Genomic DNA, 23,937 nt, shown 5'->3' with positions numbered 1-23,937 from the left:
TCCATGGTCACCATCCGGACGAAGGTGACGCTGCGCCGGCGCGGCAACCTGGCCAATCATCTCGCCAAGATCGAGAAGGGCGTTCAGGGCCCGAAGGCGGTCAAGGTCGGCTTCCCGAAGGGGAAGGCTGACGCGGACGTCGTCTCGGTCGCGATCTGGAACCATTTCGGGACGTCGCGCGGCATCCCGTCGCGTCCCTTCATTACGATCGCCATGTTCAAGAACCGCCGGGAAATCCGGGCGGCGCTGCGCAAGATCGCCAAGAACACCGTCGATACCGGCGCCCCGATCGCGGCGCAGTTGCCCAAGCTCGGCACGTTTGGCGCCGGCAAGATCCAGGACCAGATCGCTGCCAACACCCCGCCGCCGAACGCTCCGTCCACGATCAGGCAGAAGGGTTCGTCCCGGACGCTGATCGATACCGGCCGGATGCGGCAGAGCGTGACCTGGGAGGTCGACAAGTGAGCCTGTTCGGATTGGCCGGGCTCGCGGTCGACATGGCGGCCACGCCGCACACCCTGCGGACGTTTCCCGCCGGCGCCTGGGTCGAGGGCGAATGGATCACGGGCGAGCCGGTCGAGACACCGATCCGCGCTGTGATGCAGGCGCCTTCAGCCAACGACATGCGCGATGTGCCGGAAGGCCAGCGCACCGAGGCGTGGGTGACGATCTGGTCGCGCTCACCGCTCAACACCTCCGACGAGGACGACCAGCAGGGCGCCGACGAGGTCATCAACTGCCGCGGCGAAGCCTATCGCGTCGTGCGGGTCCAGCAGCGCACCGAGGGCGGCTTCTACAGGGCGATTGCGAGGCTCATCCGACATGATCGAGGACGCAGCGTACCGGTCGCTCCGGAGCTACCTGAAGCGGATTGACGACAACGCCTCGCTGATCACCCCGAGCCGGGAAAAGCTCACCGACATCATCCGGGACAATCAGGGCGGCCCGCGGCCTGGCGGCCCCTATGTCATGATCCAGTTCCTGACGGATCGCGACACCGGCGAGATCGACGGCGAGTGCTACGAGGACCGGATGATCGGCGGTGAAGATCGCGTCGTTCTCTCCAAGCACCGCGGCGTCGAGCTGCTCTTCCGCCTGCATGTCTACGCCCCGCGCCCGCTGAATTACACCACGCTCCTGGCCGCTGGCCTGCGCAGTGGCGAGGCCTCGGTCTGGATGGCGCCCTTCGTCGTCCGCGACGTCGGCGAAGCCACCCGCGCCCCGGAAATGATCCAGCAGACACCAGAGGGTCGGGCGCAGTTCGACGTCACCCTCGGCGCCATCGCCACCGAACAACTGCTCGTCGACGTGATCGAGACGGGCGAGGTCATCACCGAAGGGCAGGGCGGTTCAACCGTCACCCGCTCGATCACCTTTCAGAAACCCTGAGGAGCCCGCGTATGACGCGCTTGCCCTATTCCCGCGTCGTCGACGTCTCGCTGACGCGGCAGGATCGCTTCGCCGTCGCAACCGGCTTCTCGGTCGCGCTGATCGTCCAGTCGGCGACGGTGGCGGGCGTCCTCGACGCGACGCATCGGACCAAGATCTATGCTGACATGACCGAGGTCGGCGCGGATTTCATCGTGACCGATGCTGCCTACAAGGCCGCGCAGGCGATGTTCGCGCAGAACCCGCGCCCGCGTCAGATCAAGATCGGCTATCGCAACCCGGCCAACTCCATCACCTCCGAGCTCGACGCGATCTATGCGGCCGATCCGGACTTCTACTGGATCGGGTTCACCGCCGAGATCCGCGACACCATCAACCAGCAACTCGCCGCCGATTGGGCCGAGACGAAGCCGGTCCTGATGGGCTTGGATTCGAACGACACCTCGACCGAGGCCGCTGCGGCCGAGCCGGACAAGACCTCGACCGTCACGATCTCGATCGCGAGCCCGGGCGTCGTGACCTGGACCGGCCACACGCTGCAGAACGGCAATCAGGTCATCCTGACGACTTCGGGCGCTCTGCCGACCGGGCTGACCGCCGGCACGCCCTATTACGTTGTCAACCAGGCCACGAACACCTTCCAGCTTTCGGCCACCCTCGGCGGCTCGGCAATCACGACCACCGGCACGCAGAGCGGCACCCACACCGCCACGTCGCCGCAGTTCGGCGGCTCGGTCGCGGAATACATCAAGTCGAAGGGCTATGACCGCTCCTTCGTCTTCTACCACACCGACACGGCGCTTTACGGTGCGTTGGCGCTGCTCGCCTATTGCGCGACGCGCGATCTGGACCGGGGCAACCTGCAGGCTGCCCAGCGCGGCGATATCAACTCGGGCAACGCCTATACGGCCAAGTTCAAGAAGCTGGCCGGCATCTCGGTCCTGAACAAGGGCTCGGCGGTCGTCCAGGCCATCACCGGCTTCGTGCCTGGCATCGGTCTGGATCCGGCGCAGGGCCATTTCGCCAACACCTATGTCGACATCGGCGGCCTGCCGATGGTCGTCGAGGGCTCGGTCGCGTCCGGCGCCTTCATCGACGAGATCCATGCGTCGGACTGGATCGTCGCCCGCATGCGCGAGGCGCTGCTCTCGACGCTGGCCAACAATGCTCGGGTGCCGTTCACCAACGTCGGCGTCGCCATGCTCACCAACACCGTCGACAGCGTGATGCGTCGCGCGGTGGCCGCCGGCATCGTCGCTGCGGAGTTCGGGGACGACGATACCGATGTGCTGCCTGAATACGACATCAGCGTCGATCGGGTGGAGAATATCCCCCCTGCGCAGCGTCGCCAGCGCATCGCCCCCGACATCAACGTCAATTTCCGCTACGCCGGCGCGATCCACTACGCCTCGGCCTCGATCACGCTTCGGTTCTGAAGGGAGCCTGACCCATGGCCGTAGATTGCAAGCCGCTGACCATCTACGCGAAGGACATGGTGTCCTTTACGGTCGACGACCGCGAGGTGATCGGCCTCTGGGAAGGCGACGACGCCATTACCATCGAGCGCCAGACCGACCTCGGAACGCCGATGACCGGCGCCGACGGCTCGACGATCGTGTCGTTCACCTCCGATCAGAGCGCGCTGCTCACCGTGAAGCTCCAGGCCAATTCCGCGGCCAACTCCTATTTCGAGAAGTGGGTGAAGGCTCGGCGCATGGGCTCGACCCGGCTCCTGCGCGTCGCTGTGCGCGACACCGCGACCGGCGAGGGCGGCGGCTGCACGTCGGCGGTCATCATCAAGGAACCGTCGAAGAGCTGGGGCGGAACCGCCACCGAGCGCGAATGGCAGATTTTCTGCAATTGTTGGCAGGAGAACGACATCATCTACAACCCGGCCGCCTAAGCTTTCGGTGATAGGCGGGCCATCAGCTCGTCCGGCGCGGGAATGGGGATCGGGCTGGCCGCCTGCAGATGCTGCGGCGCTATCCCCGCCTTCAGCGCCAGCGCCTGCAGGATGACGGTCTGGATCGTCACCATCTCTCGGAGCTGCGAGACCTCCTGCTGAAGTCGGTCGAAGCGTTCGGCTGTTTCCTTATCCATGCCGCATCGAAGCGCATGGGCCGGCCGCCCGCAACGGGATTTTCGGAGCCCGCGTCCCATGCCCGCCGATTGCCCCAGATGCCACCGCGCTCGCGAGAAGACGGCTGAATCCGCGAAGGCTCTGGTCGCTGGCCGGTTCGTCGCTGCCGCTCGCGCCGCTCGTTCGGCCGCCGAGGAGGTGGCCGCCAAGATTTCCGAAAGCGAGCGCATCCGCGCCATAACCCGTAGGAAGCCTCATGGCTGAGAAGAAGATCGGCGGCCGAACAGTCCGCTACGACCGGCTGCCGGGAGACCAGGCACTCGACCTCATGCTCCGATTGCTCCAGTTGCTCGGCGAAGGGGACACGCTCCTCGAGGCAGTTCTCACGGCTGACGAAGGCGAAAGCGACAAACTCGCGATCGTCGGTCTGCTGAAGTTCGCCAAGAACATGAACGTTCCCGAGGTGAAAGGCTTCATCCTGGAGATGGTCGGCCACTGCATGGTCGATGGCGTCGAGCCCACGCCCGGAATGATGGACCTGCAGGAGATCATCCAGACCGCGCAGTTCGCCATCAAGACGGAGTTCGGCGGTTTTTTCGCCGACGGCGCGGGCTCGGTCCTCCTGAAGGCGGCCAAGGCGTAAGCCTATCGGCTTCGCAAGTTCGCGCCGTCGCGCCCAATCTCGAAGGCAGGGCCTGGCTGTTCAGGCCGATCATGGCCGACCCACCGCTCTGCACCTTGGTCGATATCAAAACCCGGCTCACGATCGACGACATCGCCGACCTGCATGAGGTGCTCGACCTGAAGGAGCATCTCGCGGCGAAGTCGGCGGAGCAGATGGGACGGCCGGGCCGATAATCCCCTTTCCGAATCTCCGCCACCGCCGCATCGTGCTCGAAAAGGGAGGCATCGATGCGCGCGATCTTGATCGTAGGGACCATAGTGCTCGCATGCCCGGCGCTCGCTCAGAGCAGCGTGGCGGTAGATGCCGTCGCCAACATCACCGCGGCCGCCCCGTATTGCAGCTTCGAGATCGAGCGCGACGCGGTCGAGCAGTTCCTGAAGGAGCGCGGCGTTTCTCGATCCAACGCTGCTGATGCCGCGGCGCTTGAGAAGGCGTTCGACCGAGCCGGCAAGAGCTGGAGCGTCGCGGGCTCGGTTCGGACCCACGGAAACGGGCAGGCAGATCTCGAAGCCCGGTGCGCGCAGATTATTGGCGCGTACGGAGCAACTGGCACGATCCGTCCGGGCCTCCTGAAGAAATAGCGCCGCCGCACACCGCGACTGGCACAGCCGCGAGAGCATCATGATCGTTGAAGAACTCTTCAGCGTAATCGGCTTCAAGGTCGAAGGCGTGCAGAAGCTGCGCGCCGCGGTCAAAGAATGGGCCAAGGCAGAGAAGGCGACGAAGGCTTCGACCAAGGCCATCATCGCAACCAACAAGAGCACGGTTGCCGCCGCCGCCGGCGCTTCACGGCTCGGGACGGCTCTTCGCACCATCCTTGCCGTTTTCGCTCGCCTGATTGTGGTGGGTGCCGGCGTTGCCGCCGGCATTGCGGCCGTGGGTGTTGCCTTCGCGGTTGCCGGCGTGCGCGCTGCGAAAGCGCGCCGTGAGATGGCGCTCACCGCCAAGGAGTTCGGGACGACCTCGCAGAACAGCGAGACGCTGACCAACATCTACAAGGGCCTCGGCCTGGGCGACGACGCTGGCGAGCAGGCCAAGAAGTCGATCGAGGCGATGTCCGAGATCACCAAGGCGATCAAGAAAGGCGGCGAGGAAGCAGACGAGGCCCGCAAAAAGCTGAAGGGCTTCGGCGTAGACGCCAGCCTCGCCATCGGCGCCGATGGCACGATGCGGGATTCCTCCGCGCTCGCGCTGGATGTTATCGAGGCCTACAAGCGCGTTTCAGCGGGCGCGAAGGCCCTCCGCGACCAGCAGAAGAGCGCGCCGAAGGGCAAGCAGAAGGCGCTGGGCGCCAAGGCGCTGAAGGAAGAGCGCCGCGCCGATCAGTTTGCCGAGGATGCGGGCATCACCGGACGGCTGCGCGTGTTGATCGACGAGAAGTCGATGCCCGAGCTGCGGGCGATATACGAGAAGATCGCGTCGCTTTTCCCGACAATGTCCAGCGGGCAGGAGGGGGAGCGGGCGCGGCTCGCCAAGCAAGCGCAAGAAGCTGGCCTGAAGCTCGACGCGGCCCTCGATGGTCTGACCTCTCGATTTTCCGACCTCGGCGTGGCCATCGGAAACGATGTCCTGCCCGCAGTGAACTCGCTGCTCGACAAGATCATCGGCTTCGGAAAGGCCACCGGCCTGATCAAGGAGACGACGAAGGAGAAGCGCGACCGCGAGAGCTACGAGGCGGCCAGCAAGCGCGCCGAGGGGAGGCGTGCGGAGCGCCTGACGACCGAAGACCTCCAGTCCCAAGCCGACGCCTCCCAGAAGCGTTTCGAGGAGAGCATCAAGAACCGTGCGGAGCGGATGAAGCAGATCCGCCAGCAGCTCTCGCCGGAGGCTTCTACGGCCAAGATGGTGGGCACGGCGCAGGCGAGTACCGACAATCGGAAATACGAGAACATCGGCAACGACCAGCGGACGATCTCGCCCAATGTCACGGTCAACGCGACCGGCCTCGACGCCGTCGCCTCGGCCGTCAAGAACGCCGTCCTCGGCGCCATCTCGACCAAGGGCGCCAACACCTCTACCGGAGCGCTGACCGCGCCATGACCTGCATTCTCGTCAGCCGCTCGATCGGCGGCGTCTTCGTCGATGTCGTGATCTCGGAAGAGCACGAGTCCGAGATGGAGATCGCCGAGCATCCGGTCGAGAAGGGCGCCAAGATCAGCGATCACGCCTGGCGTCTCCCGGCAAAGGTGACGCTGGAATCGGCCATTGCCGGCGAGCGCGCGGTCGCGTCTTTCCAGCAACTGCTCGACGTCCAAGCCGCCGCAGAACCCTTCAGCCTCGTCACGGGTCTGAAGGTCTACCAGAACATGCTGATCAAGCGCCTGAGCGCCACGCGGGACAAGGAAAACGCACGGGTCCTGAAGTTCGAGGCCGAGCTGCAGGAAGTGATCATCGTCAGCACCGAGAGCAGCGGCGGGTCGAGCTCGGCCGACAAGGCTCAAGGAACGACCAAGCGGGGCCAGGTCGCCGCGCGCACGACCGACAGCATTCCGAACCGGACGGACAAGGTCCTGAGCGACGCAATCGCCGTCGATTGAGCCATGGCATATCGCGAGATCACCATCATCGACGCGCCGTCGCAGGCGTTCACGACGACGCTCGCCGGCAAGCGCTGCGACTTCGTCGTCAACTATTCGACCTGGGCGGATCGGTGGTCGTTCGATCTCGATGTCGATGGCGTGCGGGTTCTCTCCGGCCGCAAGATCGTCCTGGGTGTCGACCTGCTGCAGCCTTTCGGCTTGGGCATTGGCAGCCTGATCGCGGCGCCGTGGGGCGACGACGAGGCCGAGCCTGGGCGCACCGAACTGCCCTCGGGTCGCGTGCGCCTGTTCCACTACGATCCCGCCGAGGTCGCGGCGTGAGCGTGCGACAATGGTGGCGTATCGTCGAGGTCACGGTCTCCGGAAAGGCCGGCACGCTGACCGTCCGCGACCTCAAGATCGATTTCGAGGTCTCCAAGGGTATCGGGTCGAAGCAGAACACCGCGACCATCTCGATCTGGAACCTGACCGCCAGCCACCGCAAGCAGCTCGGCGAAGAGTTCGACAAGATCGAGCTAAAGGTCGGTTACAAGGCTGGCCCGCTCTCGACGATCTTCAAGGGCAATATCCGCGACGTCACCCACACCAAGGAGACCGCAGACGTCAAATCGGCGATGGAGTGCGGCGACGGCGACGAGGCGTTCAGCAAGGGCGCCGTGTCGAAGACCTTCCCGTCCGGCACGAAGCCCAAGGAGATCGTCGACTATCTGGCCGGCGAGATGCCAGGCGCCACAAAGGGCGAGATGAAGGGAATCGACGATCTCCCAGCCTATAAGCGGCCGGTGACCCTGTTCGGCTGGTCCTGGTCGGAAATGGACAAGATCGGCCGTGAGCATGGCTTCTACTGGTCGATCCAGAACGGTCAGGTCGAGGCAGTGAAGAACGATCAGGTGCTCCAGGGCACCACGGTTCTGTCCAGCGAAACCGGCATGCTGTCGATCCCTGAGATCACCGACAAGGGCGTGAAGATCAAGGCGCTCCTCAATGCCGACATCGCGCCCGGCCGGCAGATCGACGTGCGCTCCGACTTCCTCGATGAGGACAGCGGCCGCGACAAGCGCAAGACCGATCAGGGCGGCGGCATCTTCCGGGTGTCCGACGTGACGTTCTCCGGGTCGACGCGCAGCGAGGAATACTATGTCGAGGCCGAGGCGAGCCGCGTCGAGGGCGGGAAGGTCGTGAAGTAATGGCCGGGCATCAGGGCACTTCCACGCGCCGAAGTCCGGTCGAGGGCCTTTTCGCCGCGACCGAGGCCGAGCGCCGGGAGATCAACACGACGCTGGACGGCACCATCGTATCCTATGACCGGGCCACCCAGCGCGCCACGATCCAACCGAAGCTCGAGCGCAAGTTCGGCGACAAGACGCTGAAGGCACCGCCGCTGCAGGAGATCAAGGTCGTCCAGCAGAACGGCGGCGGGTTCGGCGTCCACGTCGACCTCAAGGCCGGCGATCCAGTCACGGTCCACTTCCGCCAGCGCAGCGTCGACAAGAGCCAGACCGACGGCTCGGACACGAACGGCGCGCCTGGCCGTATGCATGATCTCTCCGACGCCATCGCCTATCCGGGCGGTGGCGAGGACTCGAAGGTCATGACGAACATGCCGGCCGGGGGGGCGCACTTTGGCGCCTCGGACGGCAAGAAGGGCATGCAGACCCGCGCCGATGGGTCGACGGCGATCGTTGGCGGGCCCAGCGGAAGTGACAAGTTCAAGGTCGGGCCAACCGGCAAGATCGACATGGTGAGCGAGAGCGGCGACAGCCTCCTCGATATCGTCAAGGCAGCCCTCGTGCTGATCCGTGATCACCTCAACTCCGGCGCGCCTGTAGACTCGGCGACGCAGGTGGCCGCGAACCAACTGATTGCCAAGATCGATGGGATGAAAGCTTGATGGTCGACTTCGTCGGGCTCTCGATCCAGCCGCACAACGACCTACGCGTCGATGCGACTGGCTCGCCGGTGCTGGTCTATGATGCGGAGGCGATTGGGGAGCACATCCGCCAGCGTCTCATGTTCTGGCGCGGCGAATGGTTCCTGAACCAGGATGCCGGCGTGGAGTGGACGAAATACGTCCTGGGCCGGCCGCCTGCCGAACTCCCGCTGGCCGAGAGCATCATCAAGGCCGAGATCGCGGCAACCCCCGGCGTCTCGGAAATCCTCGAGTTCAGCGCGGTCTATGACCGTGCCTCGCGCGGCCTGCGCATCGAGCGCTGCCAGGTCGCAACCGTCTTCGACGACATCGTCGACATCCAGTTCTAGAGGTTCCGATGGCCTATGGCGTCGACCCGAGCGGCTTCGTTCTGAAGCGGCTGCCGGAGATCCTTGCCGAGATCGAGGCGGCGAACGTCGCGACCTTCGGGCCGGGCGTGATCCAGACCGATCAGTCACCGCTCGGGCAGTTGAACGGACTGCATGCCGACATCGCGGCCTCAGTCTGGGAGCTCGCCCTCTCCGTTTATCAGGCACTCGATCCTGACCAAGCCGAAGGGGTGAACCTCGACCGCATCGCCAAGCTGCGGCTGCTCACCCGCGCCCCGGGCGAGAGCGACATCGACTTCCGAAATGCGATCACGAATGCCGGCCGTGCCCGCATCGACATGAGCGACCTGTCTCAGGCGCTTTTCGGCGATCTCGGGCGTCACCTGGGTCCAGACCTATGTGAACGAAGGCGATGTGGCCGATGCGGATGGCATCAGCGCTCACAGCGTCGCCGTCGCCATCATCGGCGGTGATGACGACGAGATCGCCAAGACCGTCCGCGCCTATGTGGTTCCCGGCATCGGGACGTATGGCAATACGACCCTGGAGACGACGATCGAAGGCTTCTGCCGCTCGATCCGCATCGTCCGCCCGGTCGAGGTGCCGATCACGCTACAGATCGACGCGTTGGCGCAGCCCGATCGTGCCGGGTGCCCGCCGCCGTCGGCGCTCGCCATCGCCGCGGGTCTCGCAGATTCCCTGACGGGCGCGAGCCGCCCCCGCAACGGGCAGGACGTGACCGAGCACCTGATCCGGCAGGCTGTCGAGAGCCGCTATCCCAATGTCGAGGTGGTTGAGGTGCGCGCCGGCGTGACGCCAGCGACGCCGGTCACCATCCCGCCGTCGATCGCGCTGAACTTCTTCCAGATCATGGGCATTTCGGCCGATCGCATCTCGGTGACCGCGCTGTGACGGAGCGTGTCTGTCCAGTCCAAGGCGAGCTCGTCGAGGAGGAGCTCAACAAGGTCGCCACGGAATACCGCGAGGCGACCAAGTTTCTCGGCCTCATCCGAGCGCTGCTCTCGCAGCCTGAAGACGCCGCGATCAAGCTTTGTGCGGTCCCCAGCTTCTTCGACATCGACACCGCAGTCGGTGACCAGTTGACCATCCTCGGCAAGCAGCTCGGGTTTCAACGCTGCCACTGCATCTGCGACGCGCCGAAGGTTTTCGGCTTCAAATGCGGCCCCTTCGCCTCATCCGACCGGATCGCAGGCTTCTGCGAACCAGGGTCGACCTGGGCCGGGTGCCCGCCGTTGGGCGCCAGCGAGGTCTGCATCACGGACGACGAAGTGTTCCGCGGCTTCGTGAAGGCTCGGCGCTATCAGGTGCTCGGCCTCTACGACATTGCCTCGCTGCAGTCGGCTGCCCGGCATCTATGGGGCAACGCCGCGTCAGTCATCTCCAGCCGCGTCGGAAGAGTGACGCTGGCGCCAGGTCGTGTGCTCTCTGATTTTGAGATGGCGCTAGTGCCCGTCGCCTTCCGGGTTCTCCCGATCGCGCCCGGCATCAAAGGCTCCGTGCATTACGGCACCGGCCCGATATTCGGCTTCGGGGAAGGGTGGGGCGGATTCTGCGAGAGCGCGGAATTCATCTGCCCGTCCGATCCCCACACCTACACCTGCGTCTGATCTGAGGAGCCTTCATGGCCACCACAAACTTGCCCTTTGCGGCGAGCGCGACGAAGCGCGCGCCGGACGCAGACGAACTCGCGAACGGCTATGGCTGTGGTGATGCTGACCTGCAGCTATTCGATTGGCTGGCGTGGTGGTTGACCGGACAGCTCGCCGGGGCGATCGATGCCGGCGGTCAGACAGTCGATGACACCGATCTGCTGCGCCTCGCTAAGGTGATCCAGTCGGGCAAATCTACCTATGCCGCTGCAACCGGCTCCGCCAATGCTTGGACCGTCGCGCCGACCCTCGCGGTTCCTGCATACGCCGCTGGCCGTGTCTTGAACATCATCGCGCCGGCGACGAACACCTCGACGACCGTCAACATGAATGTCTCGGGTCTCGGCAATCGTCGGATCAAGAAGGCGGACGGCACGGACCCCGCGATTGGGGATCTGATCAGCGGGCGGGTTTATGCGACGATCGACGACGGAACCAACATCCGGGTTCTAACCACGCTCCCGAGCGAGTTCAGCCTCACGCTTGCGGCCAGTCACGGCTCGACCGGCTATCAGCAGCTTGTCGGCGGGCTCTACCTCCAATGGGGTCTCGTCGATCCCGTCGCAGCAGCCGCGCTGACAGCGGTGACCTTCCCGATCGCCTTCCCGACGGCGGCCTATCAGGTCGTCATCACCGATCGCTCGGACGTCGTCGGCAATACCGACCAGGTCAGCGTCCGCACCACCGGGTTCCCACCGGGTTCACCATCGTGAACGACGAGAGCCCAACATCTGTCTCTTGGCTCGCCATCGGAAAGTGACGCGATGACCTATTTCGCAGCCTACGACCAGAGCGGCCGGGTGACCGGCTATTACCCCGAGGATCGCGAGCCGGAAGGCGACTTCCTGACGCTGACCGATGAGGAATGGCAGGCTGCGATCGTCCTGACCGACGCCCATGTCGAGAATGGCGCGATCGTATCAAGGCCGCCCTCCATCGACCTCGCCGCCTATGCAGCGCAGGCGCGTTTCCGAAAGGAAAGCGGTGGCATCTCCTTATCCGGCCAAGCGGTCGCGACCGATCGGGAGAGTCAGGCGCTGATCTCGGGTGCCTTCGCGCTCGTCCAGCAGCAGCCGGAGACAACGATCCGCTTCAAGACACCTTCGGGCTTCGTCACGCTGAACTCGACACAGATGTCGGCGATCGCCATCGCCGTGGCCGAGCACGTCCAGGCCTGCTTTGCCCTCGAGGCGGACGTTGCCGGTGACATCGCGTCCGGCGAGATCACGACCACTGCCGAGATCGACGCGGCGTTCGGGAGCTGAAGTCTGGAACCACTTCAGGGTATCCCGCAGGTTGTAATTGCGATAAGGATGATAGCCCTAGCCCGGGGGGGCTTAGCGGCTGGTTGTAGGAATGGCGCGCACATCAAGGCTATTTGCAATCGCGGCGGTTTCGGGCGGCATTATAGCCTCCGCCGGGGCAGCGATGATTGAGTGGCGCGCAGCCGTTTCACCCTTAGGTGCGAAGCTTTTTAGCTTTTCAACGATGGTCAGTATCGATGATCTGTCGCGCCCGGGCGGCCGGATATTCCGCGCGGTTTCGAGTGACAAGCGTTTTGCTTGCGCAGCGCATTTTGTCTACTCAGTCTCGTCACGCATGGTTACGAACAGTAATCAGGTCGAATTTTTCTGCAGGGAGGCGGATAGGGCGCCGCAGATCAATTTCGAGCGTATTGAATCGCTCGATAGCAGAGAAGTTAGCAAGAGTAACATAACGTTTTTCGATGGAAGGGTTGTTGATTTAAATAATTTTGTCTCAATATCTCCTGCCAATAAAACGAAGTCGCTTGCAAGGCAGGATGGATTTCGAAACGGCAGGGTATATTATCTTTCCCGCAAGAAGGATGGCACATACCTGTTTTTTTCCCAAGGCCATGAAGTCGGTGGCGCCACTTGCCCGGGAATGTCGATCTCCGATGAAGATGGGAATTACTATGGGAGCATAACGATGTCCTCCTATGTGTCCTATTTCGACGAGCGCGCATTGTTCGATTTGAATGGGGCGCTGTACGTCACAGATGCCCTTGAAAAGCGCCCCGATTGCTCGATGCTCCACACCACGCAGGTGAAGGACGGGGTAGGGTGGCCCTACGGGGGCATCCGGACTGGCGATGGATTTCTGATTGGTGGTAGCGGCTTTCCTGCTCACCTCTATGAGGTGAAACCGGATCTTACGGTCCGGACGATCGGCATTGACGCCCCGCCGGCATTCGTCAGTGAAATCTATAGCTATCTGCCGCTTCGCAACCGGGTTTTGGTCGGGACTTTCCCATCAGGTCATCCGTTTTCCGTGGCGAGCGATGGGCGATCTTCCGCGGTCAAGACGGATTACTTCCCTCTTCGTGAGCTGCATTGGAAGTACCCCGAGTCCGGAGCTCCGTATCGTGAGCTTCAGGCCATGGCCAACTCGTACGGGATCCTCTGGGGCGGCATGTACCCGTGGGGAGAGGTGATCGCCAATGACAGGCTTTCGAACTCCTTCAACAGCTATAGGCTCTTTTCTCATCCGACGCTTTCCCCGTCACAAAGAGCGCCTTACGTCGCCGAAGCTTCCCGGCAGGTTTCGGATTTCTGGGCTGGACGCTTCGATGAAGTGCCGGAATTTGCTCAGACCCGACATACCGTTTCTAAGAGCGACGAACTGCCGCGAGAGTTGGGGCTGTTTCGAGATGCTTGGGGGCAGCGCATTCAGCAGATCGTTGTTCGAAGCGGTGCAGTCTGCGCGTCGACAGGGAGTATGGCCGAGACGCCTTATGAGCCTGCGGTCCACACGCATCTAACACCGGAGCAGTATGGAGAGTACGGTACCGTATGGTGTGCAGATCTTCCGGGCCAGGCACTCGCTGACGTCGAAAAGCCTGGGGTCTATCCCGTCGAGTTTGCGGTTTTCGAGAGCGGCGTCTCCATTAGAATCGGGAGCGAGACCACCCAGAAGGTCACGCCTATTAACGAGGACATCGACGCAGCGTTCACAGCTCGACCGCCGAAAATCGATGCTGTCGTCCCTGTCGCGCTAATTGACGGATAGGTCGTGACAACTCGGCAAAGCGCGGCGCTTTTTGCTGCGTCTTGCCTGGCAAACGGGGCGAACTCAATGTTCGGCCCTTCCCATGGCTAGACGCGCCTAAGGCGCAGGCCCGCATTCGAGGGCGTGATCTGGCTGCAAGCGGGCTGCGCACTACGCCTCCCCGCCGCGCATCCACTGCCCGGTGATGCAGATCACGAGCGCGAGCGCCGCGACCCCTGCGAACCCAGCCAGGACGGGCGTCAGCGGATCATGCGCGACACCGGCGGCCCACCCCGCCGCGATCCCGGCAATCCCGCCCCTAACGAGAACCTTGATGCCCGTTCGGACGAGGAAGTCGCCGTCCTTCTTGCGGTGATTGTTGGCCATGTCATCAGTCTCCTTCAGCTCGCTTGGTCAAATCAGTCTTGCCCAGCTTGGCGAGTTTGCAAGCGGTCATAGGAGCTTTGATCGCGACTTTGCATACGACAACACCCATTCGCTGCTTGAGCTGCCACGCTCTGTATCCGCCGCCTTCGGGCGGCTTTTTCGTGCCTGAAAGGAACCATCTATGGCCGGCTCCGCCTCCGACTATCTCGAAAAGAAACTCCTCGACCATTCGCTTGGCGTCACCGCTTACACGATGCCGGCGAACGTCTTTCTCGCCCTGTTCACGGCCGATCCCGGCGAGGCTGGCCCCGGCACCGAGGTCAGCGGCAACGGCTATGCTCGCCAGTCGGCCGCTTTCGCCGCCGCCGCAGCGGTAGGCGGCGTCATGACCGCCAAGAACTCAGGGGCGAAGACCTTCACCGCCGCCGGCGGCGCCTGGGGCACGATCACGCATTGGGCTCTGTTCGATGCGCTGACCTCGGGCAACATGCTCTGGCACGCTGACATGACGGCGTCGCGCACTATCGGTGATGGCGACCAACTCGTATTCGCGATCGACGCTTTGACGATCACGGCCGACTGACCATGACGCGCTATGGCGGATGCGGGGCCGGGCAGGGGGCTTCTGGCGTCATCCCGTTCGTTCCTGGCTCCGAGATCGTCCAGCCGTTTCTGATCCTCGCAGAATCGACCATCGTCGACATCAGAGGCGGCACCGTTACGGCCGAAGTCCTCGCCTACGGGGTCGAGGCCTTCGCGCCGGCGGTCGAGATCGAGGACAACGCGCCTCCGGTTGACGCCGACCAGCAGCCGCACGGTGTGGTGAGGATCACCGAAGAACAGAGCTCGGCCATTCCTGACGGGGCTCTGCTGCGCGTCATTTACACGCAAGACGGCGTGACCATGCCGGCGCTCGCCTGGCTGATGAAGAGGGTGGCATGAGCCTGTCCGGACCGCGCGCGATCTCGGGACGCCGCAAGCTGCTGAAGGCGACGCTCGTCGGCGTTTCGGGGGCCTTCCAGACGATCCGGCACCAGGGTGCCGGCACCGCCACGCTGTCGATGTCGGCGGCGGGCGGGCCGCAACCGAGCGTCGTGGGCGGCACCGCCGCCTTGTCGCTAGCAGTAAGCGGCGGCGCGCTCGCGCGGCGCGCGGGTGCTGGGGCGGCAAGCTTGATCGCAGTCGTGAGTGGCGGCGCGATGCGGGCTAGGGTTGGTGCAGGGACTGCCGCGCTTGCGGTGAACGTTGATGGATCAGGTGTAAGGCGCAAGATCGGCTCAGGCTTGGCTTCTCTAGCAGCCGCTTGCAGCGGTGGGGGGACCACCGGCCCTGTCACCGACCCGATCGTCCAGAGCGCCAACGCGGACGGCTGGAGCTTCACGGCCAGCGGTACGCCTCCCACTTTCGCACCAGATGTCAGCCCGCAATTCGCCTATGTGAACCGGGCCGGCTTCGATAGCGCGGGCAATGCCACGACGATCGCTGACACGCTGGTCCTGACATCGCGCATTCGGCAACCGTACCCGAATAACGGCAGCCTGACGGCCGATCAGGGCGCATTTTCGGACTACATCTATGCGGCCGACACCATCGCCGGGAAGACGAGCAATTCCACGAAGGTGAGCCCCAAGCCGATCGTGAACTGGGCTCGCCGGTCGAAGCGTGTGATCGGCAACAGCCTGCCAAAAGAGCTGCTGGAGATCGTCGCCTGCCACCGCAATGCTCGCAGCAACAAGCAGGTCGCGGCAGTCATCTGGACGATCTCGGACGGCACGACCACGATCAACGTCTTCTCGTCCGCGGCCGGTGTGAGTGGCTATAGCGGCGACCGCAAGCCGGTCATCGTCTACCGCCCGCCCGCCGATGTCGATGTGTCGAGCCTTTCGGACGGCACGCTGACGGTCAATGCGAAGGTCTATCCGCATGTCGGCGTTGCACTCTCGATCGCTGATAGCTCGCTCTCGGCCGTCGAGCGTGAATTCTCGCCGCGCACCTTCCGCAAGAACGTCGCGCTCGCTGCTACGAAGCGCTACGTCTACGTCGATAAATCAATTGGAAACGATACGACCGGCGTGGGCTCGACCACCTACGCGACGGCCAAGGCAACCCCGTGCGCGACGGTGCTCGGGGCGATCAACAAGGCCATCACGACTTGGTCGGAGATGGACAATGTTTGGATTTATGTTGGCGACGATCTCGGTGCGGCGCACATCATGGCCTCGACGGCTGCGACGCGGGCGCAGAACGGCGGCGAGTGCGTCATCACGCGCGATCCGCTGGTGGCCAAGGCCAAGGCTCGTGTCAGCTTCGGCGCGGCGGCATTCCGCAACCGCTTTCCGCTCCTCGCGTTCGGTGACATCGCGGTTATCCGCACCGGTACACTGCAACTGACCGGTGAAGCAGCAGCTCAATTGCAGGTCTCTTTCGAGAATTGCGATTTCGACAACGGCGGTAATAACACCGCGTGGTTGAGCAATGCCCATGACTATCACATGGGTACGAACTTTTCGAACCTGACGGGGAACTCGGCTCTAGGCTCCGCAGCCGGCGAGCACAGGATGCTTCGTGGCATCGACCTCGACGCCAACTATGGGTCGATCGAAAACTGGCTGACCATCGGGTGCAGCCTGACGCGCCCCGGCGCGTTCAACAGAGGAACTCGGACGGTTTCTGGAGGCATCTTCGGCTTTAACTTGGTGCGCGATCCGATTTCGACTGCCGCCATGATCAACATCGGCGTTGATCAAGACGTGAACGGCTTCGCCATCATTCAGAATGTCTTTGAGTGGACGTCGGCCACTACCAACCCTGTCCTGCGCATCTCGGGTGATGCGGCGACCGGAAACAACAGCCATGTCGTGATCCACAACAACACTTTCCTAGGGGCCTTCCAGGCCGGCCGCTGGAACGTATTCTACGACGAAGACGTGACGCCGCGAACCTCGGACCTTATGTCGGTGGTCGGCAACATCGGGGTGGCGATCTACACCAAGTCGGACGTTTTCCGAGGTGGCAACCAAGCCGGCGGTGATGCTTCAACCCGTACCGGGAACTGGGCCTTCATGTACGGTGTCGGCTGCCGCGCGAACCTCTCGCAATTCCAGAGCAACACGCTTCTTGGCGGCAACGAAGCGCAACAATATCCCGGCCTTCGCTGCAAGATCGGGACAAGCCAGACCGTCCGCCAGGACCCGCTGTTCACAAGCTATGCGGGCACAACGGTAGCCGCTGGACCCGTCTATACGGCCGGCGCGGGCGGGGGCGACTACACTTTGCAGGCCGGCTCGCCCTGCATCGGCATGAACAACAACGGCGTGTTGGCCTTCGACCTCGCCGGCAATGCCCGAAGCGCAACTGCCTCGGCTGCCGGCGCTTACGAGCGGCTGGCATAACAAGCGACCCGGCCACCCTTTCGGATGAGCCGGGCCAGCCCCTCCAAGCGGGGTGAGGCGGGGCCAGACCTCGCGACACCAACGCCGGATTGAGGCTATCGTTGCGTCATCCATTCGAATGATGGGCGGAATACATCGTTATTAATCCGGCCACATCCGCCATGCCAGATATAGTATCGCGAAAAACCACGCGGACTGCGCGATTGCCAGGCTCGTCAGCAATAGAGCGCTGACCGCACGGTATGACAGTCTTTCCCGCTTGAGCGGCATCTGAACCAGTCAGCTCTTGTTGTCCCTCCAGCGCGGGGAACTCTACGTCAATTTGATGAACGCCGCCTGAACTCGACCGACCCGCCCACTTTGGCGGTCTTTTCACATCCGGAGCACACATGGACACGACCGCAATTCAGCGGGCGCTGGTCGCGCTCGGCTATTCGCTTGCTGTTGACGGTATGATGGGGCCGAAGACGCGGATTGCAGTGCAGACGTTTCAGCGCGGGGCAGGGTTGGCGGCAGATGGGATTGTCGGGACGCTGACAGTTGCTGCTCTGCAGAGTGCCGCTTCCAAGAGGGGTGCGGGTCAGCCGGCAACAAAGGGGCAGCATTTACCGGCTGACTGGATGCCGGCGGCCCGAATGAAACGCATTGTCGTTCACTGGACCGCCGGCGCCCATCGAGCCTCAGGTCTCGACCGCAGGCACTATCATATTTTGATCGAAGGCGACGGCAAGCTGGTCCGAGGTATCCCTTCGATCGATCTGAACGACGCGCGCGAGGTAAAACCTGGCTATGCTGCTCACACGCTAAGCTGCAACACCGGCTCGATCGGTGTGTCCCTTTGCTGTATGGCCGGCGCCGTCGAGAGCCCTTTCAACGCTGGCGAAGCGCCGATGACGCGCTCGCAATGGGAAGCGCTGCCGCGCGTGCTCGCGGATCTCTGCCGCCGCTACGGCATCTCTGTCACGCCGCGCACTGTGCTGTCCCACGCCGAGGTTCAGGGCACGCTAGGGATCAAGCAGAAAGGCAAGTGGGATATCTCCCGCCTCGCGTTTGATCAGACCGTGCGGGGCGCCCAGGCTTGCGGAGATTTGTTCCGCGCTGGAACGGCTTCGCTATTGGCCACCTGATCAGTCGCAACGACCAGTTTGGGGCGGGGGAAGAGCACAATACGGGCGATCGTCTGCTTGACCCTCTCCCTTTTAGCCTTTGCCAAGCGTGTTGCCAGCGACGATAGGGCTGCTCGCTTCACCGTCGCCTCACTTAATCGCTGATGCGAGCAGATCGTATAGCCGCGCGCCCGAGATCGCGATGAACGCAACCAGCGTCAGTTCGATCAGCAGCCTGTACCGAAATGAGCTCGGAGCTTCCTTCGCGATGGCTCGAACTCTCAAAGATCGATCTTTTCGTTTCATTTCAGCGCGCTCCTGTTGGCGGCCAGCCAATCAGGACAAAAATCGCGCCAGTTGACCCCGCCGCGGCCGGGCCCGCCGCCAACCTGATCATCATCATGGAGACCATCATGAACCGCATCTTCGCGGCGCTGGCGCTCGCCTGCGCGCTCGCCGTTTCCGCCTGCGTCCCGAAGGACGGCGCCGGGCCGGGCACCTCGTCGACCGGCTGGCAGCAGATCGCAGCCGGCGCCGGCCAGGTCATCGGCCAGACCAAGTACGACGGGAAGGTCGCGCAGGCCTCCGAGCAGCTCTCGCGCTATTGCGGCGCGCTGCGGGCTGTTGCCATGGGCGCCAGCATCTTCGCCCCCGAAAAGCACCAGGCTCTCGCGCGGCAGGCCGCGGCGGCCGTCAATTCGGTCTGCGATAACCCGCCGGCCGATGTCGCCTCCGCGCTCTCTGCCGCTGCCAAGGCCTACGAGGCCGTCCTTGCCGCCGGCCGAGCAATCAACGTCCCCGTCATCGCAGCCGCAGGAGCCTGACCGATGTTCACGATCGAGCAATTCTGGAGCCTTGTTCGCACGCTCCTCCAGAGCGCTGGCGCGGCGCTCGTCACCAAGGGTGTCATCGATGCCGGTTCAGCCGAGATCGCAGTCGGCCTCATCATGAATATCGCGACGACGGGTTACAGCCTCTGGCTGCGTCGAAAGGCAGGCCTGGTCGCGTCGGCCGCTGCTCTGCCGGAGGTGCGAGAAATCCGGACAACGCCGGAGATCGCCCGCAAGGTCGAAGACCCGTCCGTTACCGCGCGGTAGGAGGCTGCCGTTGCCCTACCGCAATCACCCCCTGCCGGTCAGGCTCTACCTCGGCATCCATGACCATTTCCCGGCGCGGCGCTCTGAATGGGTTCTGGCCGGCATAATGATCGCGTGGGGCTGGCTTCTGATCGGCCCTTCGCCGGTCTTCGCCCAGTCGAACGCATGGTCGCAGATGGCGGCCATGATGAGCGAAAGTTCATGGGGGTGGTTCGGGATAGGAATCGGCGCATTCCGGTTGCTGGCGCTGATCATCAACGGTACCTTCGCGGGGACATGGTATGGGCGCTGGTCCCCTCATGTGCGGGCGCTGGCGTCGTTCCTGACCTGTTTCCTCTGGTTCCAGATTAGCTTCGGCCTCTGGGTCTCCGACGCGGCGACAACTGGCCTTGCTGTGTACCCCGGCCTGCTTGTGCTCGACGCGATGAACATCGTCGCCGCGACCAAGGACGCGGCGGGCATGGACAAGGCCGTCGCCGATGACCGACCCTAGCGCGCTCTCCACCGAGAACATTATCGGGACGCTGGTCGCCGGTATCGGCATCGGCATCTATGCGCTGCGGGAGTATCTCAAGACCCGCAAGGCCCCGGCATCAAACTCTAATGGCGACCGCGTCATTCCAGGCGTTTCGATCGCGGATATGCAGCCGATCCGTGATCTTGCGGCCGAGCAGGCGAAGACCACAGCGGCGAGCGAGAGGATTGCAGCTGCCGCGGAGGGAATGCTGAAGCTGTTCCGCGACCAGGCGCAGGACGACGCGATCGAGGAAGAGGTTGAACGACGCCTTCGCCAGCGGTCGATCGACAAGCGGCAGCGAACAGGGCGGCCCTGATCGCCACCTAGGCGGAACCGGCGTAGCCTCTTGCACGTTCCTTCATCGAGACACCTCGCACCTCAACTCGGCCCCGCCAGCCCCGCTGGCGGGGCCTTTTTCGTTTCCCATGGAACCCTCGTGTTCTGCTCCCGTTGGCCAGTTAACTGGGATCAATCGAGGAGATAGACCTATGCGAAAGATCATTCTCGTTGCTGCCGTCGCTATGCTGCCGGCCTTTGCCTATGCGCAAGGTGCGGGTGGTTCAGGTTCCGGCGGCGCTGGCGGTGCCGGGGGCGGAGCGGCCGGCGGGGCCGCCGGTGGCTCGGCGGGCGGAGCAGTCGGTGGCTCTTCCGGTAGCGGAGGGCCGGCTGCCAGCGACGGAGGGACGTCGGTGTCCAGCGGCGGCGGCGATGCAAGCGCCATCTCCGCGGAATTGATGCCGCGTTTCCGCACCTATGTTATGACGAACGAGGTCCCGTCCTACACCTATAGCGAGAGCGCTCGCGTCGGCGCCATCCTGCCCGAAAGCGGCGTCACCTATCGGGCAGTCCCGACCGAGTTCGGGGCGGGGACGTATCGGTACACGGTCGTCAATGGAACCCCCGTAGTCGTCGAGCCAAGCACCCGCCGCATCGTCCAGATCATTCAGTAGACGACGCACTTCCTACCGCCCCGCCAGCTTAGGCTGGCGGGGCATTTTTGTTTCGAGGGTTGGGTCCGCTATGGGTCGCAAGCTGACATTAGAACAGACGGCCCGCTTACGTGGAGCCGGTCCTTTTCTTTTGCTCGGAACGCGATCGCCCTCTCGCTGGTTGGAAAGGCACAACCAAAGGAGGACCCCATGGACCATTCCAAGCATGTCCGTCTCGCGCCGGCGGAGTTGACCGCCGAACTTCTCGATGGTGCCACAATCTATGGCCCGGGCGACGAGAAAATCGGCTCTGTCTCGCACCTGCATGGCTCTCAGGTGGTCATCGATGTTGGCGGTTTCCTTGGCATCGGTGCGAAGCCGGTGTCCGTATCTCTCTCCGAGCTGGAGTTCATGCGCGACGAAGACGGCGACGTTCATGCCGTAACGACGTGGACCAAGGACCAGCTCAAGCAGATGCCCGAGCACGTCGATCCCTGATTGTTCACGGTTAGCTATTCATCGGCTTATCGCGGTCCCGTCAGCCCCGGCTGGCGGGCCTTTTTCGTTTCAGGTCAGTGCTTCCGCTTCCGAGCATCCGCCGCCAAGGCGAGCAGGCCCTTGCCGAGCTCCTCGGCAATCTGAGGATCGCAGGCGAATGCGAGCGGCTCGCGATCGGTGTAGCGGAATACGAACACGATCTTGCCGGTCGGCTCGTGATGACCGGCTTCCCAGGCGCCGACCTCGATGATGTCGAATTCTCCCTTCGGCATTCGAGCCTCCCTCATCCCCGCAGATGCAAGGTTCGTTACGCTCGACCCCTGGCGGTGGCCTAGCGATGATCGCGAAGGAACTCGAAAAGGTCTAGGGCCTTACCATCCGTGGGCAGATCAATTACCGGATGCATGGCCTCTGGACGATTTGGCTCGAGCTGCCGGCCGTCCAAGTGCCGCCGTTTCCGGGCTGAGCGGAACCCGCCACGGATAAACGCGTTCCTCCATCGCTGCTCTACTCCGCCCCGTCAGCTTCGGCTGGCGGGGATTTTTTGATTGCGCCTCTCATAGGAGCGCGCAAAAAGTTGCGTCGCCATGCCGTTCTCGTCGTTCCAGGACCCTGCCGATCTCCAGCGCGCACAGGCGGCGTTCGACGAGATGTGGCGCCGCATCCGTCCCATAATCGATGAAGCCGACCAGCCGCGCGAGCGCGATCGGCTTGTCTATCTCGTGGCCTCTTACACGCTGGCTGCCCGCGATGAGGATGATCTGATCGCGCGCGTTTGGGAGCGCTATTGGCAGCGGTGAGATGGGGAGCTTTCTGAGCACTCACCCCATTTGAGGGGCGAGACCCACCCCGCGGGCCGGTATCGTCTCGCCATGGATGGAGCCAATGAGATCATCTTGATCGCCGGCGGGATGATCGCGACTGCTGTAGCTGTATGGTGGGCGAGCAAGCGCTGGCGACTTTAAGCGAGATACCCGAGCCTAGACAGGAACGATTCATCCCGCCGCCCGTTCGCGACTCGTTGCGTTGTGGAGTTGCGTCAATGTGTGCGCGTCGGGTTCTCAGAGCCGGGCCTGCGGCGGAGGTGATCAAGGGCCCGGGTGCGCGGCGCCGGAAGCTCGAGCGCGACCTGTTCGTCGATCCGATGCCCGAACGGGTCGAGCCCTGCCTCGCGAAGCTGCAGAGCAGGCCGCCAGTCGGCGATGATTGGGCCTTCGAGGTGAAGTGGGACGGCTATCGGCTGGCGATCCACGTCCTCGGCAAGCGCGTGCGGATCATCACCCGCGGTGGGCATGACTGGACGCCGCGCTTTCCGACGATCGCGCATGACGCGCTGGAGCTCGGCGTCGACAGCGCCATCCTTGACGGTGAAGCTGTGGTGCTCGACGAGCGTGGCGCTTCCGATTTCGGCGCGCTGCAGAAGGCGCTCGGCGGGCGCGGCGGCAAACGCTTCGCCTCGGAAGCCAGGCTGTATGCCTTCGATCTCCTCTATCTCAACGGCCATGACCTGCGAGACCAGCCGCTGACCGAGCGCCGCGAGATGCTCGCCGACGTGCTGAGGGCCAAGCCGCATGGCTCGATCGGCCTGAGCGAGGAGATCAATGCTGATGGTGCGCCTTTCCTGAAGCTCGCCTGCGAGATGGGCCTAGAGGGCATCATCGCGAAGCGGCGATCAGCGCCGTATCGGCCCGGCCGCGGTGGCGATTGGCTCAAGATCAAGTGCATTCAATCGGAGAGCTTCGCCATCATCGGCTATGAGCCTTCGGCAATTGCCCTCGGCGGGATCGGCCGCCTGCTGCTGGCGGCGCGGAAGGGTGGCGGGCTCGTCTATGTCGGCGGGGTCGGAACGGGGTTTACGCAGGTCAGCGGTGCGGCGCTCCGCAAGCAGATGGACAAGCTGATCATCGACAAGCCGGCGGTTGCCATGCCCGGTAGGAAACGAACCTATCGCTGGATCAGGCCAGAGATGATCGCGGAGATCGCGCTGCGTGGCTGGACCGATGACAGCAAGCTTCGGCACGCCTCGTTCAAAGGGCTTCGCGATGACGCTGACGAACAGACCATTCTCGAATTGTCGCAGTGATCGGTTTCGTCGGGCGGCACACCGATAGAGTGCAAATCTCGCGCATTGGTGATATGCGCGCTGCAAGCAACCCTTGGGGACGAAAGATGCACGGGAAGAAGCAGACGATCGAGCAGCCGCCAAAATCTGTCATCACCGAGGTCGATCTCGCCGCGCGGCTTTCGTGGGAGCTGGTCAAGATAACGAAGGAACTGCCAGTCAGCGACCAGCGAAGGCTTATCGAGTTCGCCAAAGGTCTAAGAGACCAGATGCGAACCTAGGGCTTGCTTACCCGTTATACGAGTGCTCAAATTTGA

Annotated in this window: 36 protein-coding genes; 33 read left to right on the top strand and 3 right to left on the bottom strand. The window is 63.5% G+C overall.

The genetic code is table 11. The features are described from left to right. The first annotated feature begins 3 nt into the window (after positions 1–3). Genes ACFJGT_RS14615 through ACFJGT_RS14595 form a run of 5 tightly spaced genes read left to right on the top strand, consistent with a single transcriptional unit; the run spans position 4 to position 3,292 of the window. Positions 4–465 carry a hypothetical protein gene (locus tag ACFJGT_RS14615; RefSeq protein ID WP_377838709.1) on the top strand — a complete coding sequence of 154 codons (462 nt, stop codon included), beginning with the start codon at positions 4–6 and terminating at the stop codon, positions 463–465. Continuing rightward, positions 462–875, top strand: a complete 414-nt coding sequence (locus ACFJGT_RS14610; protein WP_377838708.1) for a hypothetical protein — start codon at positions 462–464, stop codon at positions 873–875. The genes ACFJGT_RS14615 and ACFJGT_RS14610 overlap by 4 nt, the downstream gene beginning before the upstream one ends. Further along, a complete protein-coding gene (locus ACFJGT_RS14605; RefSeq protein WP_377838707.1) occupies positions 823–1,389 on the top strand; it encodes an LIC_12616 family protein in 567 nt (188 codons plus the stop codon). The genes ACFJGT_RS14610 and ACFJGT_RS14605 overlap by 53 nt, the downstream gene beginning before the upstream one ends. Positions 1,390–1,400: 11 nt before the next feature. Further along, on the top strand, positions 1,401–2,825 hold the full coding sequence (locus ACFJGT_RS14600) for a DUF3383 family protein (protein WP_377838706.1): 1,425 nt from the start codon (positions 1,401–1,403) through the stop codon (positions 2,823–2,825). 14 nt (positions 2,826–2,839) lie between these two features. Further along, positions 2,840–3,292 carry a phage structural protein gene (locus tag ACFJGT_RS14595; RefSeq protein WP_377838705.1) on the top strand — a complete coding sequence of 151 codons (453 nt, stop codon included), beginning with the start codon at positions 2,840–2,842 and terminating at the stop codon, positions 3,290–3,292. Here ACFJGT_RS14595 and ACFJGT_RS14590 read toward each other — a convergent pair. Continuing rightward, positions 3,289–3,489, bottom strand: coding sequence for a hypothetical protein (locus ACFJGT_RS14590; protein ID WP_377838704.1), 201 nt, complete (start codon positions 3,487–3,489; stop codon positions 3,289–3,291). The genes ACFJGT_RS14595 and ACFJGT_RS14590 overlap by 4 nt on opposite strands. A 236-nt stretch (positions 3,490–3,725) precedes the next feature. Between ACFJGT_RS14590 and ACFJGT_RS14585 the strand changes: the two genes are divergently transcribed. The 15 genes from ACFJGT_RS14585 to ACFJGT_RS14515 all read left to right on the top strand — a co-directional run bounded on the left by ACFJGT_RS14585 (position 3,726) and on the right by ACFJGT_RS14515 (position 13,653). Then, on the top strand, positions 3,726–4,112 hold the full coding sequence (locus tag ACFJGT_RS14585; RefSeq protein ID WP_377838703.1) for a phage tail assembly chaperone: 387 nt from the start codon (positions 3,726–3,728) through the stop codon (positions 4,110–4,112). 71 nt (positions 4,113–4,183) lie between these two features. Further along, entirely contained in the window at positions 4,184–4,327 is a 144-nt protein-coding gene (locus ACFJGT_RS14580) for a hypothetical protein (RefSeq protein WP_377838702.1), read from the top strand. Between the two features lie 54 nt (positions 4,328–4,381). Further along, positions 4,382–4,735 (top strand): hypothetical protein, encoded by a 354-nt coding sequence (locus tag ACFJGT_RS14575; RefSeq protein ID WP_377838701.1) that lies wholly within the window; start codon positions 4,382–4,384, stop codon positions 4,733–4,735. A gap of 40 nt (positions 4,736–4,775) precedes the next feature. After that, complete coding sequence (locus ACFJGT_RS14570; protein WP_377838700.1) at positions 4,776–6,194, top strand: hypothetical protein; 1,419 nt, start codon at positions 4,776–4,778, stop codon at positions 6,192–6,194. After that, complete coding sequence (locus ACFJGT_RS14565; RefSeq protein WP_377838699.1) at positions 6,191–6,691, top strand: phage baseplate protein; 501 nt, start codon at positions 6,191–6,193, stop codon at positions 6,689–6,691. Before ACFJGT_RS14570 ends, ACFJGT_RS14565 begins: the two co-directional genes overlap by 4 nt. A 3-nt stretch (positions 6,692–6,694) precedes the next feature. Beyond that, positions 6,695–7,015, top strand: coding sequence for a phage baseplate plug protein (locus ACFJGT_RS14560; RefSeq protein ID WP_377838698.1), 321 nt, complete (start codon positions 6,695–6,697; stop codon positions 7,013–7,015). Further along, complete coding sequence (locus ACFJGT_RS14555; RefSeq protein WP_377838697.1) at positions 7,012–7,881, top strand: phage protein; 870 nt, start codon at positions 7,012–7,014, stop codon at positions 7,879–7,881. Before ACFJGT_RS14560 ends, ACFJGT_RS14555 begins: the two co-directional genes overlap by 4 nt. After that, positions 7,881–8,585, top strand: coding sequence for a Gp138 family membrane-puncturing spike protein (locus ACFJGT_RS14550; protein WP_377838696.1), 705 nt, complete (start codon positions 7,881–7,883; stop codon positions 8,583–8,585). Before ACFJGT_RS14555 ends, ACFJGT_RS14550 begins: the two co-directional genes overlap by 1 nt. Continuing rightward, positions 8,585–8,953 carry a hypothetical protein gene (locus tag ACFJGT_RS14545; protein ID WP_377838695.1) on the top strand — a complete coding sequence of 123 codons (369 nt, stop codon included), beginning with the start codon at positions 8,585–8,587 and terminating at the stop codon, positions 8,951–8,953. Before ACFJGT_RS14550 ends, ACFJGT_RS14545 begins: the two co-directional genes overlap by 1 nt. Before the next feature lie 8 nt (positions 8,954–8,961). Then, positions 8,962–9,426 (top strand): hypothetical protein, encoded by a 465-nt coding sequence (locus ACFJGT_RS14540; protein ID WP_377838694.1) that lies wholly within the window; start codon positions 8,962–8,964, stop codon positions 9,424–9,426. Beyond that, positions 9,368–9,865 (top strand): hypothetical protein, encoded by a 498-nt coding sequence (locus ACFJGT_RS14535; RefSeq protein ID WP_377838693.1) that lies wholly within the window; start codon positions 9,368–9,370, stop codon positions 9,863–9,865. Before ACFJGT_RS14540 ends, ACFJGT_RS14535 begins: the two co-directional genes overlap by 59 nt. After that, positions 9,862–10,581 carry a DUF2612 domain-containing protein gene (locus tag ACFJGT_RS14530; RefSeq protein WP_377838692.1) on the top strand — a complete coding sequence of 240 codons (720 nt, stop codon included), beginning with the start codon at positions 9,862–9,864 and terminating at the stop codon, positions 10,579–10,581. The genes ACFJGT_RS14535 and ACFJGT_RS14530 overlap by 4 nt, the downstream gene beginning before the upstream one ends. A gap of 14 nt (positions 10,582–10,595) precedes the next feature. Then, the gene (locus tag ACFJGT_RS14525) at positions 10,596–11,336 is read left to right on the top strand and encodes a hypothetical protein (protein ID WP_377838691.1); all 741 of its coding nucleotides are present in this window, start codon (positions 10,596–10,598) and stop codon (positions 11,334–11,336) included. Positions 11,337–11,387: 51 nt separating this feature from the next. After that, positions 11,388–11,888 (top strand): DUF4376 domain-containing protein, encoded by a 501-nt coding sequence (locus tag ACFJGT_RS14520; RefSeq protein WP_377838690.1) that lies wholly within the window; start codon positions 11,388–11,390, stop codon positions 11,886–11,888. A 91-nt stretch (positions 11,889–11,979) separates the two neighbouring features. Further along, on the top strand, positions 11,980–13,653 hold the full coding sequence (locus ACFJGT_RS14515; protein ID WP_377838689.1) for a hypothetical protein: 1,674 nt from the start codon (positions 11,980–11,982) through the stop codon (positions 13,651–13,653). A 150-nt stretch (positions 13,654–13,803) separates the two neighbouring features. Here ACFJGT_RS14515 and ACFJGT_RS14510 read toward each other — a convergent pair whose 3' ends face one another. Next, positions 13,804–14,019, bottom strand: a complete 216-nt coding sequence (locus ACFJGT_RS14510; protein WP_377838688.1) for a hypothetical protein — start codon at positions 14,017–14,019, stop codon at positions 13,804–13,806. A 181-nt stretch (positions 14,020–14,200) separates the two neighbouring features. Here ACFJGT_RS14510 and ACFJGT_RS14505 point away from each other — a divergent pair, with 181 nt between their 5' ends. From ACFJGT_RS14505 to ACFJGT_RS14460, 10 genes are all read left to right on the top strand, one after another. Then, the gene (locus ACFJGT_RS14505) at positions 14,201–14,602 is read left to right on the top strand and encodes a hypothetical protein (RefSeq protein WP_377838687.1); all 402 of its coding nucleotides are present in this window, start codon (positions 14,201–14,203) and stop codon (positions 14,600–14,602) included. A gap of 2 nt (positions 14,603–14,604) precedes the next feature. Then, on the top strand, positions 14,605–14,961 hold the full coding sequence (locus ACFJGT_RS14500; protein WP_377838686.1) for a hypothetical protein: 357 nt from the start codon (positions 14,605–14,607) through the stop codon (positions 14,959–14,961). After that, positions 14,958–17,411 (top strand): hypothetical protein, encoded by a 2,454-nt coding sequence (locus ACFJGT_RS14495; RefSeq protein WP_377838685.1) that lies wholly within the window; start codon positions 14,958–14,960, stop codon positions 17,409–17,411. Before ACFJGT_RS14500 ends, ACFJGT_RS14495 begins: the two co-directional genes overlap by 4 nt. A gap of 389 nt (positions 17,412–17,800) precedes the next feature. Further along, positions 17,801–18,538, top strand: coding sequence for an N-acetylmuramoyl-L-alanine amidase (locus ACFJGT_RS14490; protein WP_377838684.1), 738 nt, complete (start codon positions 17,801–17,803; stop codon positions 18,536–18,538). A 392-nt stretch (positions 18,539–18,930) separates the two neighbouring features. Next, on the top strand, positions 18,931–19,341 hold the full coding sequence (locus ACFJGT_RS14485; protein WP_377838683.1) for a hypothetical protein: 411 nt from the start codon (positions 18,931–18,933) through the stop codon (positions 19,339–19,341). Positions 19,342–19,344: 3 nt separating this feature from the next. Next, positions 19,345–19,614 (top strand): hypothetical protein, encoded by a 270-nt coding sequence (locus ACFJGT_RS14480; RefSeq protein ID WP_377838682.1) that lies wholly within the window; start codon positions 19,345–19,347, stop codon positions 19,612–19,614. 10 nt (positions 19,615–19,624) lie between these two features. Beyond that, positions 19,625–20,107 carry a hypothetical protein gene (locus ACFJGT_RS14475; RefSeq protein ID WP_377838681.1) on the top strand — a complete coding sequence of 161 codons (483 nt, stop codon included), beginning with the start codon at positions 19,625–19,627 and terminating at the stop codon, positions 20,105–20,107. Further along, positions 20,094–20,447 carry a hypothetical protein gene (locus tag ACFJGT_RS14470; protein WP_377838680.1) on the top strand — a complete coding sequence of 118 codons (354 nt, stop codon included), beginning with the start codon at positions 20,094–20,096 and terminating at the stop codon, positions 20,445–20,447. The genes ACFJGT_RS14475 and ACFJGT_RS14470 overlap by 14 nt, the downstream gene beginning before the upstream one ends. Positions 20,448–20,889: 442 nt before the next feature. After that, entirely contained in the window at positions 20,890–21,081 is a 192-nt protein-coding gene (locus ACFJGT_RS14465; protein ID WP_377838679.1) for a DUF1236 domain-containing protein, read from the top strand. A 189-nt stretch (positions 21,082–21,270) separates the two neighbouring features. Beyond that, positions 21,271–21,558: a PRC-barrel domain containing protein gene (locus ACFJGT_RS14460; RefSeq protein ID WP_377838678.1), complete on the top strand. Its 288-nt coding sequence runs from the start codon at positions 21,271–21,273 to the stop codon at positions 21,556–21,558. A 74-nt stretch (positions 21,559–21,632) separates the two neighbouring features. Here ACFJGT_RS14460 and ACFJGT_RS14455 read toward each other — a convergent pair whose 3' ends face one another. Next, positions 21,633–21,830 (bottom strand): hypothetical protein, encoded by a 198-nt coding sequence (locus ACFJGT_RS14455; protein ID WP_377838677.1) that lies wholly within the window; start codon positions 21,828–21,830, stop codon positions 21,633–21,635. A 315-nt stretch (positions 21,831–22,145) separates the two neighbouring features. Between ACFJGT_RS14455 and ACFJGT_RS14450 the strand changes: the two genes are divergently transcribed. From ACFJGT_RS14450 to ACFJGT_RS14440, 3 genes are all read left to right on the top strand, one after another. Further along, a complete protein-coding gene (locus tag ACFJGT_RS14450; RefSeq protein ID WP_377838676.1) occupies positions 22,146–22,358 on the top strand; it encodes a hypothetical protein in 213 nt (70 codons plus the stop codon). A 242-nt stretch (positions 22,359–22,600) separates the two neighbouring features. Next, positions 22,601–23,641 (top strand): non-homologous end-joining DNA ligase, encoded by a 1,041-nt coding sequence (ligD, locus tag ACFJGT_RS14445; protein ID WP_377848987.1) that lies wholly within the window; start codon positions 22,601–22,603, stop codon positions 23,639–23,641. Further along, positions 23,638–23,901 (top strand): hypothetical protein, encoded by a 264-nt coding sequence (locus ACFJGT_RS14440; RefSeq protein ID WP_377838675.1) that lies wholly within the window; start codon positions 23,638–23,640, stop codon positions 23,899–23,901. The genes ligD and ACFJGT_RS14440 overlap by 4 nt, the downstream gene beginning before the upstream one ends. Positions 23,902–23,937: the final 36 nt, after the last annotated feature.

Origin of the sequence: Allobosea sp. UC22_33 (genome assembly GCF_042700715.1) — a bacterium.
Lineage (GTDB): Bacteria > Pseudomonadota > Alphaproteobacteria > Rhizobiales > Beijerinckiaceae > Allobosea.
This window is presented reverse-complemented; position numbering and strand designations above follow the sequence as displayed.